Origin of the sequence: Limobrevibacterium gyesilva, from assembly GCF_025989185.1 — a bacterium.
Lineage (GTDB): Bacteria > Pseudomonadota > Alphaproteobacteria > Acetobacterales > Acetobacteraceae > Limobrevibacterium > Limobrevibacterium gyesilva.
The window spans coordinates 38,064-55,073 of the sequence record NZ_JAPDNT010000015.1 but is presented as its reverse complement, the minus strand read 5'-3'; the positions used below and the strand labels follow the sequence as shown (position 1 = coordinate 55,073).

Annotated in this window: 18 protein-coding genes and 1 tRNA gene; 16 read left to right on the top strand and 3 right to left on the bottom strand. The window is 68.4% G+C overall.

The features are described 5' to 3' along the window. Positions 1 to 150 precede the first annotated feature (150 nt). From pstS to OL599_RS16080, 11 genes are all read left to right on the top strand, one after another. On the top strand, positions 151 to 1,173 hold the full coding sequence (gene pstS, locus OL599_RS16130) for a phosphate ABC transporter substrate-binding protein PstS (protein ID WP_264714852.1): 1,023 nt from the start codon (positions 151 to 153) through the stop codon (positions 1,171 to 1,173). Between the two features lie 91 nt (positions 1,174 to 1,264). Further along, on the top strand, positions 1,265 to 2,248 hold the full coding sequence (gene pstC, locus OL599_RS16125) for a phosphate ABC transporter permease subunit PstC (protein WP_408886945.1): 984 nt from the start codon (positions 1,265 to 1,267) through the stop codon (positions 2,246 to 2,248). After that, on the top strand, positions 2,245 to 3,147 hold the full coding sequence (pstA, locus tag OL599_RS16120; RefSeq protein ID WP_264714851.1) for a phosphate ABC transporter permease PstA: 903 nt from the start codon (positions 2,245 to 2,247) through the stop codon (positions 3,145 to 3,147). The genes pstC and pstA overlap by 4 nt, the downstream gene beginning before the upstream one ends. A 38-nt stretch (positions 3,148 to 3,185) precedes the next feature. Continuing rightward, the gene (gene pstB / locus OL599_RS16115; RefSeq protein ID WP_264714849.1) at positions 3,186 to 4,016 is read left to right on the top strand and encodes a phosphate ABC transporter ATP-binding protein PstB; all 831 of its coding nucleotides are present in this window, start codon (positions 3,186 to 3,188) and stop codon (positions 4,014 to 4,016) included. Between the two features lie 22 nt (positions 4,017 to 4,038). Continuing rightward, the gene (phoU, locus tag OL599_RS16110; RefSeq protein ID WP_264714848.1) at positions 4,039 to 4,752 is read left to right on the top strand and encodes a phosphate signaling complex protein PhoU; all 714 of its coding nucleotides are present in this window, start codon (positions 4,039 to 4,041) and stop codon (positions 4,750 to 4,752) included. Between the two features lie 47 nt (positions 4,753 to 4,799). Further along, on the top strand, positions 4,800 to 5,528 hold the full coding sequence (gene phoB / locus OL599_RS16105) for a phosphate regulon transcriptional regulator PhoB (protein ID WP_264714847.1): 729 nt from the start codon (positions 4,800 to 4,802) through the stop codon (positions 5,526 to 5,528). Positions 5,529 to 5,614: 86 nt separating this feature from the next. Then, entirely contained in the window at positions 5,615 to 6,286 is a 672-nt protein-coding gene (locus tag OL599_RS16100; protein ID WP_264714846.1) for an MBL fold metallo-hydrolase, read from the top strand. 55 nt (positions 6,287 to 6,341) lie between these two features. Further along, positions 6,342 to 7,943 carry a GMC family oxidoreductase gene (locus OL599_RS16095; RefSeq protein WP_264714845.1) on the top strand — a complete coding sequence of 534 codons (1,602 nt, stop codon included), beginning with the start codon at positions 6,342 to 6,344 and terminating at the stop codon, positions 7,941 to 7,943. 93 nt (positions 7,944 to 8,036) lie between these two features. Continuing rightward, positions 8,037 to 8,402, top strand: a complete 366-nt coding sequence (locus OL599_RS16090) for a hypothetical protein (RefSeq protein ID WP_264714844.1) — start codon at positions 8,037 to 8,039, stop codon at positions 8,400 to 8,402. Between the two features lie 105 nt (positions 8,403 to 8,507). Then, positions 8,508 to 9,023 (top strand): hypothetical protein, encoded by a 516-nt coding sequence (locus OL599_RS16085; RefSeq protein ID WP_456306707.1) that lies wholly within the window; start codon positions 8,508 to 8,510, stop codon positions 9,021 to 9,023. A 20-nt stretch (positions 9,024 to 9,043) separates the two neighbouring features. Continuing rightward, positions 9,044 to 9,682: an ABC transporter substrate-binding protein gene (locus OL599_RS16080; RefSeq protein WP_264714842.1), complete on the top strand. Its 639-nt coding sequence runs from the start codon at positions 9,044 to 9,046 to the stop codon at positions 9,680 to 9,682. A gap of 74 nt (positions 9,683 to 9,756) precedes the next feature. Here the strand turns inward: OL599_RS16080 and OL599_RS16075 are convergent. Further along, positions 9,757 to 9,831, bottom strand: a tRNA-Val gene (locus OL599_RS16075). A 109-nt stretch (positions 9,832 to 9,940) separates the two neighbouring features. On the opposite strand from OL599_RS16075, the gene OL599_RS16070 reads away from it, so the two are divergent. Together OL599_RS16070 and OL599_RS16065 are read left to right on the top strand one after the other, a co-directional pair. Beyond that, a complete protein-coding gene (locus OL599_RS16070) occupies positions 9,941 to 10,801 on the top strand; it encodes an N-formylglutamate amidohydrolase (protein ID WP_264714841.1) in 861 nt (286 codons plus the stop codon). A 261-nt stretch (positions 10,802 to 11,062) separates the two neighbouring features. Continuing rightward, positions 11,063 to 12,001, top strand: a complete 939-nt coding sequence (locus tag OL599_RS16065; RefSeq protein WP_264714840.1) for a transglycosylase SLT domain-containing protein — start codon at positions 11,063 to 11,065, stop codon at positions 11,999 to 12,001. A gap of 14 nt (positions 12,002 to 12,015) precedes the next feature. On the opposite strand, the gene OL599_RS16060 is transcribed toward OL599_RS16065, so the two are convergent. Both OL599_RS16060 and OL599_RS16055 read right to left on the bottom strand, forming a co-directional pair. After that, on the bottom strand, positions 12,016 to 13,140 hold the full coding sequence (locus tag OL599_RS16060; protein ID WP_264714839.1) for a CaiB/BaiF CoA transferase family protein: 1,125 nt from the start codon (positions 13,138 to 13,140) through the stop codon (positions 12,016 to 12,018). Further along, the gene (locus OL599_RS16055) at positions 13,140 to 14,309 is read right to left on the bottom strand and encodes an acyl-CoA dehydrogenase family protein (RefSeq protein WP_264714838.1); all 1,170 of its coding nucleotides are present in this window, start codon (positions 14,307 to 14,309) and stop codon (positions 13,140 to 13,142) included. Before OL599_RS16055 ends, OL599_RS16060 begins: the two co-directional genes overlap by 1 nt. A gap of 123 nt (positions 14,310 to 14,432) precedes the next feature. On the opposite strand from OL599_RS16055, the gene OL599_RS16050 reads away from it, so the two are divergent. From OL599_RS16050 to OL599_RS16040, 3 genes are all read left to right on the top strand, one after another. Further along, positions 14,433 to 14,951 carry a thiamine pyrophosphate-binding protein gene (locus tag OL599_RS16050; protein ID WP_264714837.1) on the top strand — a complete coding sequence of 173 codons (519 nt, stop codon included), beginning with the start codon at positions 14,433 to 14,435 and terminating at the stop codon, positions 14,949 to 14,951. A gap of 11 nt (positions 14,952 to 14,962) precedes the next feature. Beyond that, on the top strand, positions 14,963 to 15,553 hold the full coding sequence (locus tag OL599_RS16045) for a thiamine pyrophosphate-dependent enzyme (RefSeq protein WP_264714836.1): 591 nt from the start codon (positions 14,963 to 14,965) through the stop codon (positions 15,551 to 15,553). Between the two features lie 248 nt (positions 15,554 to 15,801). Further along, positions 15,802 to 16,986, top strand: a complete 1,185-nt coding sequence (locus OL599_RS16040) for an efflux RND transporter periplasmic adaptor subunit (RefSeq protein WP_264714835.1) — start codon at positions 15,802 to 15,804, stop codon at positions 16,984 to 16,986. The last annotated feature ends 24 nt before the right edge of the window (positions 16,987 to 17,010 follow it).

Here is a 17,010-nt window from a genome sequence, read left to right as displayed (position 1 = left end):
CCTGCTGTCATCGAACGTTCATAAAATTGCAATGCCTCCGTCGCGGAGCGCGCGTAGGGTCCGCCCCGTTCGACTGACCGGCAGGGCGGCTGTGCCCCGGCCTGCCACGCCCCCTCGCGGGGGCATCGTTGCAGACCCCAAGGAGGGATCATGAAACTCGTCACCACGGCGCTGGCCATCACCCTGGCCGGACTGACCGCCGCCGCCCCTGTCGCCGTTCGGGCGCAGCAGGTCACCGGCGCCGGCGCCACCTTTCCCGCACCCGTCTATGCCAAGTGGGGCGAGGCCGCGAAGGCCGCCATCGGCATCGAGCTGAACTACCAGGCCATCGGCTCCGGCGGCGGGCAGAACCAGATCATCAACCGCACCGTGGACTTCGGCGCCTCCGACGCGCCGGTCGAGGCGCCGCACCTGGAGCAGAACAAGCTGCTGCAGTTCCCCACCGTCATGGGCGCGGTGGTTCCCATCGTGAACATCCCCGGCGTTGAGTCGAACAAGCTCAAGCTGACCGGCGAACTGATGGCCGAGATCTATCTGGGCCAGATCACCAAGTGGAACGACCCCAAGCTGGTCGAACTGAACCAGGGCGTCACCCTGCCGAATCTCGCCATCGCGCCGGTCTACCGCGCCGACGGTTCCGGCACGACGTTCGTGTTCACCTCATACCTGTCCACGGTCAGCCCGGCGTGGAAAGGCAAGGTCGGCGCCAGCACCAGCGTGAAATGGGCCGCCGGCAACGGCGCCAAAGGCAATGACGGCGTCGCCGCGACGGTGCGCCAGGTGCGCGGCAGCATCGGCTATGTCGAGAACGCCTACGCCACCCAGAACAAGCTGGTCACCACCCAGTTGCGCAACCACGACGGCCAATTCGTCGCCCCCACCCTCGCCGCCTTCACCGCCGCCGCCGAGAACGGCGACTGGAAGAACGCCCCGAACTACGCGATCAACCTGATCGACGCCAAGGGTGCGACCAGCTGGCCGATCGTGTCCGCCACCTTCATCCTGCTGCCGAAGGACCCCAAGGACCCGGTCCGCAGCGCCAACGTGACCAGGTTCTTCGACTGGGCCTACACGAACGGCGGCCCGATCGCCTCGGGCCTGGAATACATCCCGCTGCCGAAGGCCGTGCAGGACAGCGTCCGCGCCAGCTGGAAGGCCGAGATCAAGGGCTGAAGCCTCGCATCGGGGGGCATCACCGGCTACGGTGCCCCCTTCTGCGACCGACTCCGGTCCGCCACTGCCCTTGCCGCACGGAACCATCCCGGTGTCACAGACCGCCGCTGCCGCCCGCACCGACACCGCCCGCACCGGCGCGCGCCACGGCTCGCTGGGCGATTCCATCTTCGCGGCGCTCGCCACCGGCGCCGGCGTGTTCGTGCTGGTGCTGCTCGGCGCCATCATCGTCTCGCTGTTCATCGGCGGCCTTCCCAGCTTCCGCGCCTTCGGCCTGGGCTTCCTGGCCACGTCGGACTGGGACCCGGTGCAGCAGATCTTCGGCGCCATGGTGCCGATCTACGGCACCATCGTCACCTCGATCCTGGCGCTGCTCATGGCCGTTCCCATCGCCTTCGGCACCGCCTTCTATCTCACCGAGCTTGCCCCCGGCTGGTTCCGCCGCCCGGTCGGCATCGCGATCGAGCTTCTGGCCGCGGTGCCGTCCATCATCTACGGCATGTGGGGCTTCTTCGTGATCGTCCCGATCATGGCCGACCCCATCGAGCCCTTCCTCATCGACCAGTTCGGTGACCTGCCGGTCATCGGCGCCCTGTTCCAGGGCCCCGCCTTCGGCACCGGCATCTTCACCGCCTCCCTCATCCTCGCCATCATGGTGCTGCCCTTCATCGCCGCCACCATGCGCGACGTGTTCCTGACCGTGCCGGCCGTCTACAAGGAATCGGCCTACGGCGTCGGCTGCACCACCTGGGAGGTGATGCGTTCGATCGTCATCCCCTACACCCGGGTCTCGGTGGTCGGCGGCATCATGCTGGGGCTCGGCCGCGCGCTGGGCGAGACCATGGCCGTGACCTTCGTCATCGGCAACACCAACCGCATCTCCAGCAGCCTGTTCGGCCCCGGCAACACCATCGCCTCGATCGTCGCCCTCGAATTCCCGGAGAGCGCGGCCGGAAGCCTCAAGCTGTCCTCGCTGCTCGCGCTCGGCTTCATCCTGTTCGTCATCTCCTTCATCGTCCTGGCGATCTCCAGGCTGCTGCTGCGCCAGAAACCCATGCCGGGGGCGAAGGCATGAGCACCACCCTCACCGGCACGGCCGGCAACGCCCACCTGTTCCCGTCGCGCGACCCGCGTATCGCCCAGCGGTTGTCACGCCGGCGCAAGCGCATCAACTACATCTCCAAGGGCCTGTGCATTGTCGCCACCCTGATCGGGCTGGCCTTCCTGGCGGCCATCCTCATCACCCTGCTGTGGCTCGGCCTGCCCGGCCTGCATTTGTCGGTGTTCACCGAGACGACCCGGCCGCCGGGGTCCAATGGCGGCCTGCTGAACGCCATCGTCGGCAGCCTGATCCAGACCGCCATCGGCACCGCGATCGGCACCCCGATCGGCCTGCTGGTCGGCACCTACCTCGCGGAATACGCGCGCGGCTCGGCGCTGGGCAACGCGGTGCGCTTCGTCTCCGACGTGCTGCTGTCCGCGCCCTCGATCCTAATCGGCCTGTTCATCTACCAGGTGCTGGTGAACCCGTTCAACGGCTTCTCCGGCATCGCCGGCTGCGCCGCGCTGGCAGTGATCGTCATCCCCATCGTGGTGCGCACCACCGAGGACATGCTGCGCCTGATCCCCGTGGCCCTGCGCGAGGCCGCCGCGGCCCTGGGCGCGCCGAAATGGAAGACGACCGTCTTCGTCTGCTACCGCGCCGCCATCGACGGCATCGCCACCGGCGTGCTGCTGGCCATCGCCCGCGTCGCCGGCGAAACCGCGCCGCTGCTGTTCACCTCGCTCGGCAACCTCAACTGGTCGGTCAGCCTCACCCAGCCGATGTCCAGCCTGCCCGTGACCATCTACCAGTATGCCGGCTCGGCTTTCGACGACTGGGTGCAGCTCGCCTGGGTCGGGGCCCTGCTGATCACCTTCGGCGTGCTCGCGCTCAACATCCTCGCACGCCTGATCCTTCGCCCCCGCCACTGAACAACCGCCTGACACCGAACCTGCCGGATCCCTGACCCATGAGTACAGCCATGCCGGAAACCGGAACAAGACCAACAATCGGCGCCCTGGAGGCACGCGCGTCCGCCGGCCTGAACGCGCCCCGCATCTCGATCCGCAACCTCGATTTCTACTACGGTGCCAACAAGGCGCTGAAAGCGATCAACCTCGACCTGCCGGACCGCCAGGTCACCGGCATGATCGGCCCGTCGGGCTGCGGCAAGTCCACCCTGCTGCGCTGCCTGAACCGGATGTACGACCTCTATCCCGGCCAGCGCGCCGTCGGCGAGGTGCTGATGGACGGCGAGAACATCATCGCGCCCGGCGTGGACCTGAACAACCTGCGCAGCCGCGTCGGCATGGTGTTCCAGAAGCCCACCCCGTTCCCGATGACGATCCACGAGAACATCACCTTCGGCGTGAAGCTGCACGAACGGCCCAGCAAGGCGGAGATGGAAGAGAGGGTGGAATGGTCGCTGACCCGCGCCGCCTTGTGGGACGAGGTGAAGGACCGCCTGAACACCTCGGCCACCGGCCTGTCCGGCGGCCAGCAGCAGCGCCTGTGCATCGCCCGCACCATCGCGGTGCGCCCGGAAGTGATCCTGTTCGACGAGCCCACCAGCGCGCTCGACCCGATCAGCACGCTGAAGATCGAGGAGCTGATCGACGAACTGAAGCGCGACTTCACCATCGCCATCGTCACCCACAACATGCAGCAGGCGGCCCGCTGCGCCGACCAGGTGGCCTTCTTCTACCTGGGTGAGATGGTGGAGGTCGGCAGCGCCACGCAGATGTTCACCGCCCCGCGCGAGCGCCGCACGCAGGAATACATCACCGGCCGGTTTGGCTGAGCAGAGGATTCAACGCCCTGAAATGGCCGAGCACATCGTGAAGAGCTTCGAACAGGAACTGAAGCGCCTGCAGGCCCTGATCACCGAGATGGGCGGCATGGTGGAAAGCCAGGTGGCCCTGGCCAGCCGCGCCGTCATCGACAAGGACGCTGCCGCCGCCAGCCAGGCGGTGGACGCCGACCCCGCGGTCGACGCGCTGGAGCGCGAGGTGGAGCAATACGTCATCCGCCTGCTCGCCCTGCGCCAGCCGCTGGCCCAGGACCTGCGCCACATCGTCGCCGCGCTGAAGATCACCGGCGCGCTCGAGCGCATCGGCGACTACGCCACCAACGTGGCCAAGCGCAGCCTGGTGCTGGACCAGTTTGCCCTGCCCTACACCCTCACCGGCCTCGCCCACATGTCCCGCCTGGTGCAGGAGAACCTCAAGACCATCATCGACGCCATCGGCGAAAACGACACCGACAAGGCGCTGCAGGTCTGGCGCTCCGACGAGGTGATCGACGAGATCTACAATGCCCTGTTCCGCGAGCTCATCACCTACATGATGGAGGACCCGCGCAACATCACGCCCTGCATCCACCTGCTGTTCATCGCCAAGAACCTCGAGCGGATCGGCGACCACGCCACCAACATCGCCGAGCTGGTCTACTACGCCGTCCGTGGCGAGCCGCTGGCGGACATCCGGCCGAAAGGCGACAGCTCGGCCTATGCCGTGGTGCGGCCGCCGCGCGCCTGATCCCCTCGCCCATGACCCCACGCGCCCGCGACGAAAGAGATCCCCGCATGCTCGACGCCCTGTCCAACGGCACGTCCTCCCTGGCCAAGCCTCTCGTCCTCGTCGTCGAGGACGAGGCGGCGATCGCCACCATGCTGCGCTACAACCTGGAAAAGCAGGGCTTCCGCGTCGAGGAAGCCGGCGACGGCCAGGAGGCGCTGACCCGCATCGCCGAGGCCCAGCCGGACCTGGTCCTGCTCGACTGGATGCTGCCGGTGATGTCCGGCATCGAGGTCTGCCGCCAGATCCGCCGCCGCCCCGCCACCCGCGACCTGCCGGTGATCATGGTCACCGCCCGTACCGAGGACCAGGACGCCGTGCGCGGCCTCAACACCGGTGCGGACGACTACATCACCAAGCCGTTCAGCATGGATGCCCTGCTCGCCCGCATGCGCGCCCTGCTGCGCCGCTCCAACGCGGTATCCACCAAGGGCTGCCTGACCTTCCACGACATCACCATGGACCTGGCCGCCCACCGCGTGCAGCGCAACGGCCGGCCGATCCATCTGGGCCCTACCGAGTTCCGCCTGCTGGAATTCTTCATGCAGCACCCGCGCCGCGTGTTCTCGCGCGAGGAGCTGCTCGACGCCGTATGGGGCAAGGACATCCACGTGGAACCTCGGACCGTCGACGTGCATATCCGCCGCCTGCGCAAGTCGATCAACGGCGAGGACGAGCTCGACGTCGTCCGCACCGTGCGCGCCGCCGGCTACTCGCTGGATACCGAGCCCGTCTGAGCCATCGGGCCTGGTCGATTCGAAGTGGCCCCCCGTCCGCTGGCGGAGTAAGGGCATCGTCTGCCCACCCCTCGCCGGAGCCTGCGATGCCGCCCTTCCAGATTGCCGTCATCCCCGTCACCGTCTTCCAGCAGAACTGCAGCCTGCTCTGGGAGACCGGCAGCATGCGCGCCGCCATCGTCGATCCCGGCGGCGAGCCCGGAAAGATCCTGGATACGGTGGACCGCATGGGGCTGAAGGTCGAGCTGGTTCTGCTCACGCACGGCCATCTCGACCACGCCGGCGGCGCCAAGGCGCTGAAGGGCGTGCTCGACGAAGCCCGCGCCAATAGCGGCCTGCCCCCCGTGCCGCTGCTGGGCCCGGACGAGCGCGACCGCTTCCTGCTCGAAGGCATCGAGGAGGCGCAGAAGGCCTTCGGCATGACCGGCCTGCGCAACGTCCTGCCCGACCGCTGGCTGGCCGAGGGCGACACTGTCGAGCTGGGGGCGCTGCGCTTCGAGGTGCTGCACGTGCCCGGCCACACGCCCGGCCACATCGTCTTCGTGGAACAGACGCAGCGCTTCGCCTTCACCGGCGATACCATCTTCAAGGGCTCGGTCGGGCGCACCGATTTCCCGTATGGCGATAGCGAGGCGCTGCTGTCCGGCATCAAGCAGAAGCTACTGCCGCTGGGCGACGACATGACCTTCATCTGCGGCCACGGCCCCGCCTCCAGCATCGGCAGCGAGCGCCAGACCAACCCGTTCCTGCAGGACTGACCACTTCCGTTTCTCCGGCCCCTTGGCATAGTCGGCGCCAAACGGGGGAAACGCCATGCAGAACGCGGCCGAATTCGACTTCGTCATCGTGGGCGCGGGATCGGCCGGCTGCGTGCTGGCCAACCGGCTGAGCGCCGCCCCCGGCACCAAGGTGCTGCTGCTGGAGGCGGGCGGGCCGGACCGCGACCCCTGGATCCACATCCCCGCAGGCTTCTACCGCAACATCTACAATCCCAAGGTCGCCTGGTACTATGAGACCGAGCCGCAGCCGGAGCTGAACAACCGCCGCATCTCCTGGCCGCGCGGCAAGGTGCTCGGCGGCTCCAGCGCCATCAACGGGCTGATCTACATCCGCGGCCAGAAGCAGGATTTCGACCTCTGGCGTCAGCTCGGCAACACCGGTTGGTCGTACGACGACGTGCTGCCGTATTTCCGCAAATCCGAGAACCAGGAGCGCGGCACCGACGCCTACCATGGCGCCGGAGGCCCGCTCGGCGTCTCCGACCTGCGCGCCCGCCACGAGCTGCACGACGCCTTCATCGCCGGCGCCCAGGAAGCTGGCTACCCGCGCAACGACGATTTCAACGGCGCCGACCAGGAAGGTGTGGGCCCGCTGCAGGTCACGGTCTGGAAGCGGCGGCGCAGCAGCACCGCGGTCGCGTTCCTGCGCCCGGCCATGCGGCGGCCCAACCTGCGCGTGGAGGTGCACGCGCTGACCCACCGCGTGCTGGTGCAGGGCGGCCGCGCCGTGGGCGTGGAATACCGCCAGAACGGTGCCATCCACCAGGTGCGCGCGAAGCGGGAGGTGCTGCTGTCCGGCGGCTCCATCGCCTCGCCGCAGCTCCTGCAGCTCTCGGGCATCGGCCCGGGCGCGCTGCTGCAGTCGCTGGGCATCCCGGTTGCGCACGACCTGCCGGGCGTGGGCGAGAACCTGCAGGACCATCTGGGCGGGCGCATGATCTATCGCTGCCGCAACGCCAACACGCTGAACGATATCTCCCATAGCTGGGTGCTGAAGCTCCGCGAGGGCCTGAAATACGTCCTGGCCCGCCGCGGTGCGCTGATGATGGGCGCCGCCCCGATCGGCCTGTTCGTGAAGACCCGGCCGGAGCTGGCCTCGCCGGACGTGCAGTACCAGTTCCTTGCCGGCAGCTCGCAGAAGACCGGCGAGGCCATGCACGCCTTCCCCGGCTGCACCCTGGTCGCCATCCCCTGCCGCCCGGAAAGCCGCGGCTGGCTGCGCATCACCTCGCCCGACCCCACAGCCGCGCCGGCGATGAACCCGAATTACCTCTCGACCCAGGCCGACCGCGACACCATGGTCGCCGGCCTGCACGTCTCCCGCCGCGTGTTCGCCAGCCAGGCGATGCGCCGCTACGTCACCGAGGAGTACATGCCCGGCCCCGCCGCCGACACCGACACGGCGCTGCTCGACCATGTGCGCGCCACCGGCGGCACGACCTTCCACCCCACCAGCAGCTGCATGATGGGCCCCGGCCCCATGGCGGTCGTGGACACGTCGCTGCGGGTGAAGGGGGTGGCTGGCCTGCGGGTGATCGACGCCTCGGTGATGCCGACCGTGGTATCCGGCAACACCAACGCCACCGCCATCATGATCGCCGAGAAGGGTGCGGACATGATCCTGCATGGCGACTGATCGTCGCGCCGCGACACGTGTCTTGCTTCGCCCTGGACCAACTCAATAGCCTTGGCCGCTCGCGCGCCGCTGCCATGGAACAGGGCGACCGCCATGTCGAAAACGCCGATTTTCGTTGCCGGCGGATTGGCGCTTCTCGTGTGCGCCTGCACCCGCGCGCAAGTTGCCGACAAGGAGAACCTGATGGCCATGGCCGGCTTCAGGCCCATCCCGGCAACAAGCCCGGAGGGACTGACGGCGCTCAACGCTTTGCCGCCGCACGAATTCTCCGTCCGCGTTCAGGACGGCCGGCAGGTCTATCTGTTCGCCGACCCTCTGGTCTGCAAATGCGTCTACAGCGGCAGCACGCAGCAATATGCGGCCTATCTCGGGCTTCTCGCCGAGGAGAGATTGCGGGCCGAGCAGGAACTCAGGATCACCATGGACCGGATAAACGGGCCAAGTGGCGCCTCCGAGTGACCGGACGTCGCCAGCCCGTGCGCGTTGATTTGATGTCGCGATCGAGCACCCGCGGGGCTATCGCGCTATCATCATAGCGGCATCTCGGGAGAAGACCGGATGGGCGTGGAGTTCGCCGCCGAGCGGCGGCTACTGGCCCAGGACGAGTTGGCGCCCGTGCAGCAAAGCCACTACCCGGCGCTGGATGACCTGCCGCACGGCGATCTGCTCGACCTGACGCGCTGGCTGCGTGCACGGCACGGCCGTGCCCGCGACATCATCCGCGAGCGCCGCCGCCGGCGCAGCGGCAAGGCAGCCACGCGGGACGTTACGGCGGAACCGCCGAGCGAGCGCGGCCTTGCGGCGAAGAAGCAGGTGTTCGCGCGGGCCCTGAAGCGGGCGAATGCCCGCCTCAACCAACTGGCAGCCGCGGCCCGGCGCGAACATGCGCTGGCGTTCCTGCACGCAGCACTCGCACGCAAGCACGCCACGCCCCCGCGCCATCCCAACGCGGGGCAGACTGCCGCGCCAGGCATGCGGGCGCAGCCCAGCCGCAAGCCCCGCCCGGTCATCCAGGGCGCGCGCATTGGCAGCACATCGCAGGCTGTCCGCAACGCCCAAGCCGCGCGTGACGCCCAATAGCAGCAAGAGCGGGGACCCGGATGCCGGCCGTTGCGATCGATCGCCGATATCTGCTGATGGTCGGGGCGGGCGCGACCATCGCCGCCGCGATACGCCCCGGTACGGCGTGCGCCGCTGTCGACCCGGCCGTCGTCGCGCCGATCCAGGGACTCTATGACTCGCTGCTGAGAATCATGCGCGCGGGCACACGAACGCCGTTCAGCCAACGCTTCGATATGCTGGCGCCGGCGGTCGACCGGGCGCTCGACCTCGCGACGATACTGCAGGTGTCCGTCGGCCCGATGTGGAACAGCTTGTCTGCCGACCAGCACGCCGCATTGTTCGCGGCGTTCCGGCGCTACTCGATCAGCTCCTATGTCAGCAGCTTCAACACCTTCACGGGCCAGCGCTTCGTCATCGAACCCGACGTGCGGAGCGGCGGCGCCAACCAGATTATCCTGCAGACGAAGATAATCCCCGCGTCCGGCGAGACGCATGAACTCGACTACGTGATGCGCCAGACCGGGCCGAACTGGAAGGCGGTGGACGTGCTGGCGGACGGTGCGATCAGCCGCGTCGCCACCCAACGGTCGGATTTCCGCTCCTTCCTGATGCACGGCGGCGGCGATGCATTGCTGGCAAGCCTGCAGCGGAAAGCGGCCGACCTCGCGTCCGGGTAGCAGGCGGGTAGCGCCCGGGCACTGCGGCACCGCGGCCCGACCAAGACTTATCCAACAATGTCAGTAAGATCGGATGGTGGGCGCGACAGGGATTGAACCTGTGACCCCCACCGTGTCAAGGTGGTGCTCTCCCGCTGAGCTACGCGCCCATCCGATGCGCGGCTTGTATCGCGGCTACTGCGATGACCGCAAGGGGCCGCAGTGCGGGATCTGACGGAATGGATTGCCGCCGCAGGGCAGTGCGGCTTGAATACGCGCATGGACCTGCCGCTGCCCGATGTCGCTCCCGCCGTCACGCTGGCCCGCCCGGCACGGCAGACCGTCCCGATCGTCTTCGCCTCGCCGCATTCCGGCCGCACCTATCCCCCCGCCTTCGTCGCCGCCGCCCGACTCGACCGGCTGCGCCTGCGCCGCAGTGAGGACAGCTTCGTCGACGAACTGTTCGCCGCCGCCCCCCAGTACGGCGCCCCCCTGCTGGCCGCCACCTTCCCGCGCGCCTTCTGCGACCCCAACCGCGAGCCGTGGGAACTCGATCCAGCCATGTTCGAGGAGCAGTTGCCGCCCTGGGTGAACACCAGCAGCGCCCGGGTCGGCGCCGGGCTCGGCACCATCGCCAAGGTGGTCGCCTCCGGCGAGACGATCTATCGCGGCAAGCTGCGCTTTGCCGATGCCGAGACGCGGGTGCGGTCGCTGTGGCAGCCCTATCACGAGACCCTTCGGGGCGTGATCGAGGCGACGCGGACGCAATTCGGCGCCTGCCTGCTGCTCGACTGCCATTCCATGCCCGGCGGCAGCATGGCCCCGCGCCCGGCCGCCGATTTCGTCCTGGGCGACGCGCACGGCACCACCTGCGCGGCGCCGGCCGTCCGCCTGATCGAGGAGACGCTGATCGGCCTGGGTTTCTCGGTGCGGCGCAACGACCCCTATGCCGGCGGCTACATCACCCGCCATTACGGCCGCCCGCGCGAAGGCGTGCACGCGCTGCAGATCGAGATCAACCGCAGCCTCTATATGGACGAGGCCCGGATCGAGCGCCTGCCGGGGTTCGCCGCCATGCGGGAGCGCATCACCGCGTTGATCGCGACGCTGGCCGCCGCCCCCGAACTCGGCATCGCCTGACCTGTCGGGGCGGCCGCCGGGGCCAGAAATGTCATGCCGGATAAAAAAGTGGCGGCGCTTTGCAGCGCCGCCAAGTTTAGGGAGGAAACGTCCAAGAAAGCAGGAAGGCAACCGAAGCTGCCTTGCTGCGAAGCGGAAGATAGGTCACCGAGCATTTGCGCGCAAGTGATTTTTTGCATTGCAGCATTCTTTTTTCGCAGTGATCTGCGGGCGATACCGTGCCGCAACAAACCGGATGCCTCCCATACTCGCTACTCACACATGGTTAACGATTCCGCCTATACCGTGTCCGGCATGCGCATCCTCATCACCCTTCTGCCGGGCGCGGCATCGTGCGCGGCGCTCGTGGGCAGTCTCATTGTCTGTACGGCGGCGGCCCGTGCGGAATCGCCGGCGCGACAGCTCCGGCCGCTGACGGTGGCGTTGCAGCCGTCGCTCACCGCCGCCGATCCAGCCATGCAATGCCGGGTGGCCATCCGCAATGCCGAGCGCGCCGCCGGCATCCCCACCCAGCTGATGGCCGCCATCGCCCGCGTCGAAAGCGGCCGCCCGGACGCCCAGGGCGTCATCCATCCCTGGCCGTGGACCATCAATGTCGAGGGTGACGGCTATAGCTATGCCAGCAAGACGGAGGCCATCGCCGCGGTGCGCGCGTTCCAGCAGCGCGGCGCCCGCTCGATCGATGTCGGCTGCATGCAGGTGAACCTGATGTACCACCCGAACGCCTTCGCCAGCCTCGATGAAGCGTTCGATCCTGTCGCCAACGCCGTCTATGCCGCACGCTTCCTCGGCCAGCTCTATTCCCAGTCCCGCGACTGGGCCCGCGCGACCGCCAGCTACCATTCCGCGACGCCGGAGCGTGGCGAAATCTACCAGCGCAAAGTCGCCGCTGTCTTGCCCGAGGAGATGAAGCGCCTGCTCCGTATGCCGGGCGGAGCGCCTGCGAATGTGTGGTCCACCAATGTCTGGTCATCCAACGTCTGGAACAGCCATGGCACCGCCTGGCCGGCCCAGTCCAATGTGCTGCGCCCGCCCGCGCCGTTGACTGCCCAGCCGGCCGGCGCCTACCGCCTGTCCAACAAGGCCGAGACTGCGCGGATCCTGCCGGCGCCGCAGGGCACCGTCGGCCGCGGCCTGGATGCCTATCGCGCCGTCCCGATCCCGGTCGCCTCCCGCCAGGTCCCGCGCACGCCGCTCTGATACGGGTACGCGGCCTACGCCTCGAACTCTGCCCGGATGGCGTCCGAATCCGCCCCGATGGCCGGAACCGCGCCGAGGGTGCGCGGCCCATCGCTGCTGATCACCGGCGGGGCGGCGATCGACACGGGGCCGTTCGGTGTTGCGATCTCTGCGCGTCGCAGCGCGGGGTGCCGAGCGAACTCGGCTACGCCGTTGACGAAGCCATAGGCCGTGTTGGCCGCGCGCAGGCGGGCGGCGGCCTGATCGCGGGTGAGCCGGGCGAACACCGCGGCGACATGCGCGTCCACCTCCGTCCGGTTGGCTACGCGGATCACGTTGGTCTCGTACCCCTGGCGCTGCGGCAGGTCCGGCTCCAGCAGGAAATGAGCACAAAAATCAGCCCATTCGCGCTCGTTCTGAATGCTGATCAGCACCAGTGCGCCATCGCTTGTCGCGAACGCGCCATAGGGACAGATGGACGGATGCGCGAGGCCCACGCGCTCTGGTGCGCGGCCGGTGCCTTCGTAGAACAGCAGCGGCACGTTCATCCAATCGGCCATACCGTCGAACAGGCTGACCTTCAGCCCCTTGCCCACGCCGGTGATGCCGCGCTGGATCAGTGCTTCCAGCACGCCGGCATGGGCCGCCATGCCGCAGGCGATGTCGCAGGCCGACACGCCGATGCGGCCGGGGCCGGCGGGGTGGCCGGTAATGCTGGCGATGCCGGACTCGGCCTGCACCAGCAGGTCGTAGGCCTTCATGGTGGCGTAGTCGCCGGAATCGCCGTAGCCGCTGATGTCCACCGTGATCAGCCTTGGGTTGGCCGCCCGCAGCGCATCGGACCCGAAGCCGGCACGCGCCGCCGCGCCGGGGGCCAGGTTCTGGATGAACACGTCGGCGCGCGCGATCATCCGGCGCAGCAGGGCCGCGTCCTCGGGCTTCTTGATGTCGGCCACCAGGCTCTGCTTGCCGCGATTGAGCCAGACGAAATAGCTGGACAGGCCCTTGGCCGCCCGGTCGTAGCCACGGGCAAAATCGCCCTCCGCCCGCTCCACCTTGATCACCCGCGCCCCGGCATCGGCCAGCCGCGAGCTGCAATAGGGCGCCGCCACCGCCTGCTCCAGGGCAACGACGAGCAGCCCGTCGAGAGCACCGCGCATCAATAGCTCCGGGGCATGCCGAGCACGTGCTCGGCGATGTAGGAGAGGATCAGGTTCGTGCTGATCGGCGCCACCTGGTACAGCCGGGTTTCGCGGAACTTGCGCTCGATGTCGTATTCCTCGGCAAAGCCGAAGCCGCCATGGGTCTGGATGCAGGCTTCCCCGGCCGCCCAGGACGCCTCGGCGGCGAGCATCTTGGCCATGTTGGCCTCCTCGCCGCAGTGCTCGCCGGAATCGAACTTCGCGCAGCCCTCGCGCACCAGCAATTCGGCCGCGCGCATCTGGGCGTAGGCGCGGGCGATGGGGAACTGGACGCCCTGGTTCTGCCCGATCGGGCGGCCGAACACGCGGCGCTCCTTGGCATAGGCGGACGCCTTGGCGATGAACCATTTGGCGTCGCCGATGCATTCGGCGGCGATCAGCAGCCGCTCGGCATTCATGCCGTCGAGGACGTAGCGGAAGCCGCGCCCCTCCACGCCCACCAGGTTCTCCGCCGGCACTTCCATGTTGTCGAAGAACACTTCGCAACTGTTATGGTTCATCATGGTCCGGATCGGGCGGATGGTCAGGCCGTTGCCGAGCGCCTGCTTCATGTCGACGATGAAAGTGGACAGGCCCTCGGTCTTGCGCGCCACCTGATCGCGCGGCGTGGTGCGCGCCAGCAGCAGCATCAGGTCGGAGTGCTCGGCGCGGCTGGTCCAGACCTTCTGGCCGTTGACGATGTATTTGTCACCCTCGCGGCGAGCGAAGGTGCGCAGGCTCGTGGTGTCGGTGCCGCTGGTCGGCTCGGTCACGCCGAAGGCCTGCAGGCGCAAGGCACCGGTGGCGATCTTGGGCAGGTAGGCCTGCTTCTGCTCGGGCGAACCGTGCCGCAGGATCGTGCCCATGATGTACATCTGGGCATGGCAGGCCGCGCCGTTGCAGCCCTCGGACTGCACTGTCTCCAGGATCGCCGCAGCCGCGGACAGCGGCAGGCCGGCGCCGCCATATTCCTCGGGGATCAGCGCGCCGAGATAGCCGGCCTCGGTGAGCGCCTGGACGAACGCGGTGGGATAGCCGCGCGCCTCGTCCAGCGTGCGCCAGTATTCCCCCGGAAAGCGCGCGCAGAGCTTGCGGACCTCCTCACGGATTTCGGCGTGGGGGTCGGCACTGGGCAACGGCTGGTCCATGGGTCTCTCGCGGCTGACGGAAGGGACGCGGCTGGATTAGGCCGGGCCCCGCACGCGTGCAAGCCGGGGCTCATTGCGGCCCTGTGCCGATCGGCGCAACATTGTTGGAATGGAGGAGACGCAATGACGACAGAGACCTGGCAGGACGGCGTGTACGCCGCCTTGAAGCGGGCCGGCGTGCGCCAGCTGGGTTACGTGCCCGACGCCGGCCACATCCGCCTGATCGAACGGGCGCATGCCGACCCGGACATGCACGCGGTGGTGCTGACCACCGAGGAGGAAGGGATCGCGCTCGCCGCCGGCGCCCATCTGGGCGGGCAGCGCGCGGTGCTGCTGATGCAGTCCTCCGGCGTGGGCAACTGCATCAACATGCTGTCGCTGCCGCTGAACTGCCGGATGCCGTTCCTGACGCTGGTGACCATGCGCGGCGAGTGGGGCGAGTTCAATCCGTGGCAGGTGCCCATGGGCAGCGCCACGGCGCCGGTCCTCACCGCCGCCGGCGTGCATGTGCGCCGGGCCGATCATGCAAGCGAGGTGGTGGACATGGTCGCCGCCAGCGCGGCCCTGGCTTTCGACAGCGCCGTCCCGGTGGCCGTGCTGTTCTCGCAGCGGCTGATCGGCGCCAAGGTATTCGTGAAATGACCCAATCTGTCGTGAACGCTCTCGATGATCGGCGCGCCGTGGTGGCATCCCTGCTGCGCGACCCGCATGACACGCCCGGCGGCGAGCTGCTGGTGGTGACCGGGCTTGGCTCGACCACCTTCGATGCCGGCGCCGCCGGCGACCGCCCGCTGAATTTCTACCTGTGGGGCGCCATGGGCGGCGCCGCGATGGTCGGGCTGGGCATCGCCCTGGCGCAGCCGCAGCGGCGGGTGCTGGTGCTGACTGGCGACGGCGAGATGCTCATGGGGCTGGGGTCGCTGGCCACCATCGGCGCGCTGAAGCCGGCCAACCTGGCGATCGCGGTGATGGACAACGGCCGGTTCGCCGAGACCGGGCAGCAGCGCAGCCATTCCGCGCTGGGCACCGACCTTGCCGCGGTGGCATCCGCCTGCGGCTGGGCTGCCAGTTGCACGGTCACGGACATGCCCGGAGTCGAGGCCTTGCGGCCCCGGCTGCGGCGGGAGGCGTTGTTCGCCGTCATCCGGATCGCCCCCGAGGAGGTGGCACGCCACCTGCCGCCGCGCGACGGCGCCCGCCTGACCAACAGATTCCGGGACGCGCTCGGCCTGCCGCCGGATTGACGGCCCTGCCGGCCCGGCCTTGATGGCCCGGGAATTGCTGGAATTTCATCCCGGGCCGGGCATCCGGCCAGTATAGATGCGCTGGCCTACGGTCGAACTGCGCACTGGCGTCCGGCCGGGTGTTGGATGAAAATGATCTCGCTTCGAATGATTTGTCCTGGCCGTGCCCGGGCAGAGTCGGCGTCGCCTGTCGAGAGTCGCAACAAAACCGCCCCGAAGCGTAGCATGGCCAGAACCGCAAGGATCGCATGACGTCAATCGCCCCCCCTCCTGCGTCCGCCCTTTCGCTTCCCTCCACGCGGACCCGCAGCGCCCTCGGCAGCGTCCTGTCGTTGGGCATGCTGCTGCTCGTGGCCGGGTCCGCCATCGCCCAGACGGCCGCCCCCGCGGCGGCGCCGCCTGCGCCGACCGGCGTTCCGGTCTCCGTCGCACCCGTCATGCGGCGTGACGTGCCGGTCCTGCTGCGCAATATCGGCGCGGTTCAGGCGTTCCAGTCGGTGCTGATCCGCGCCCGCGTCGACGGCACGCTGGAGAAGGTGTTCTTCCAGGAGGGCCAGGACGTGAAACGCGGCGACCCGATCGCGCAGATCGATCCCCGCCCCTATCAGGCCGTCTACGACCAGGCGGTGGCCAAGAAGGCCTCCGACGAGGCGACGCTGCTCAATGCGCGGCTCGACCTGAAGCGGTCGTCCGAGCTGGCGCGCAGCCAGTTCGCGTCGCAGCAGACAGTGGACACGGGTGTCGCCAAGGTTGCGCAGCTGGAAGCGCAGGTGAAGGCGGACGACGCGGCCATCGCCGCGGCCAAGGTCAATCTCGACTACACCAACATCACGTCGCCGATCGATGGCCGGGTCGGGCTGCGCCTGCTCGATCCCGGCAACGTCATCCGCTTCGCCGACACGTCCGGCGTGGGCATCGTCACGATCGCCCAGATCCACCCGATCGCGGTCACGTTCACCTTGCCGCAGGACGCGCTGCCGAAGATCCAGGCGGCCATGGCGAAGGGAAAGCTGCCGGCCTACGCCTACACCGCCGACGACAAGACGATGCTGGGGCAGGGCGAACTGCTGACCACCGACAACATGATCGACGCGACCACCGGCACGATCAAGTTGAAGGCCGTATTCCCGAACGCCGACAACAAGCTGTGGCCCGGCCAGTTCGTCAATGTGCGGCTGCAGCTCGAAACGCTGCGGGGCGCACTGGCGGTCGCCTCGGTGGGGGTGCAGCGGGGACCGGGCGGATTGTTCGTCTATCTGGTCAAGCCCGACTCGACCGTGGCGATGCAGCCGGTGGAAATCGGGCAGGACGACGGGCAGGTCGTGGTGGTCACCAAGGGCCTCGAGGAAGGCGCGCAGATCGTGGTGAACGGCCAGTCGCGGCTGCAGAACGGGTCACGCATCGTCGTGGCCCAGGCCAACTCCAACAGCTGAACGACAGAAGAAGCAGGCGATCCG

Coding starts and splice junctions, on each gene's coding strand:
- pstS (WP_264714852.1), top strand. CDS start 151: ATGAAACTCGTCACCACGGCGCTGGCCATCACCCTGGCCGGACTGACC.
- pstA (WP_264714851.1), top strand. CDS start 2,245: ATGAGCACCACCCTCACCGGCACGGCCGGCAACGCCCACCTGTTCCCG.
- pstB (WP_264714849.1), top strand. CDS start 3,186: ATGAGTACAGCCATGCCGGAAACCGGAACAAGACCAACAATCGGCGCC.
- phoU (WP_264714848.1), top strand. CDS start 4,039: ATGGCCGAGCACATCGTGAAGAGCTTCGAACAGGAACTGAAGCGCCTG.
- phoB (WP_264714847.1), top strand. CDS start 4,800: ATGCTCGACGCCCTGTCCAACGGCACGTCCTCCCTGGCCAAGCCTCTC.
- OL599_RS16100 (WP_264714846.1), top strand. CDS start 5,615: ATGCCGCCCTTCCAGATTGCCGTCATCCCCGTCACCGTCTTCCAGCAG.
- OL599_RS16095 (WP_264714845.1), top strand. CDS start 6,342: ATGCAGAACGCGGCCGAATTCGACTTCGTCATCGTGGGCGCGGGATCG.
- OL599_RS16090 (WP_264714844.1), top strand. CDS start 8,037: ATGTCGAAAACGCCGATTTTCGTTGCCGGCGGATTGGCGCTTCTCGTG.
- OL599_RS16080 (WP_264714842.1), top strand. CDS start 9,044: ATGCCGGCCGTTGCGATCGATCGCCGATATCTGCTGATGGTCGGGGCG.
- OL599_RS16070 (WP_264714841.1), top strand. CDS start 9,941: ATGGACCTGCCGCTGCCCGATGTCGCTCCCGCCGTCACGCTGGCCCGC.
- OL599_RS16065 (WP_264714840.1), top strand. CDS start 11,063: ATGGTTAACGATTCCGCCTATACCGTGTCCGGCATGCGCATCCTCATC.
- OL599_RS16060 (WP_264714839.1), bottom strand. CDS start 13,140: ATGCGCGGTGCTCTCGACGGGCTGCTCGTCGTTGCCCTGGAGCAGGCG.
- OL599_RS16055 (WP_264714838.1), bottom strand. CDS start 14,309: ATGGACCAGCCGTTGCCCAGTGCCGACCCCCACGCCGAAATCCGTGAG.
- OL599_RS16050 (WP_264714837.1), top strand. CDS start 14,433: ATGACGACAGAGACCTGGCAGGACGGCGTGTACGCCGCCTTGAAGCGG.
- OL599_RS16040 (WP_264714835.1), top strand. CDS start 15,802: ATGACGTCAATCGCCCCCCCTCCTGCGTCCGCCCTTTCGCTTCCCTCC.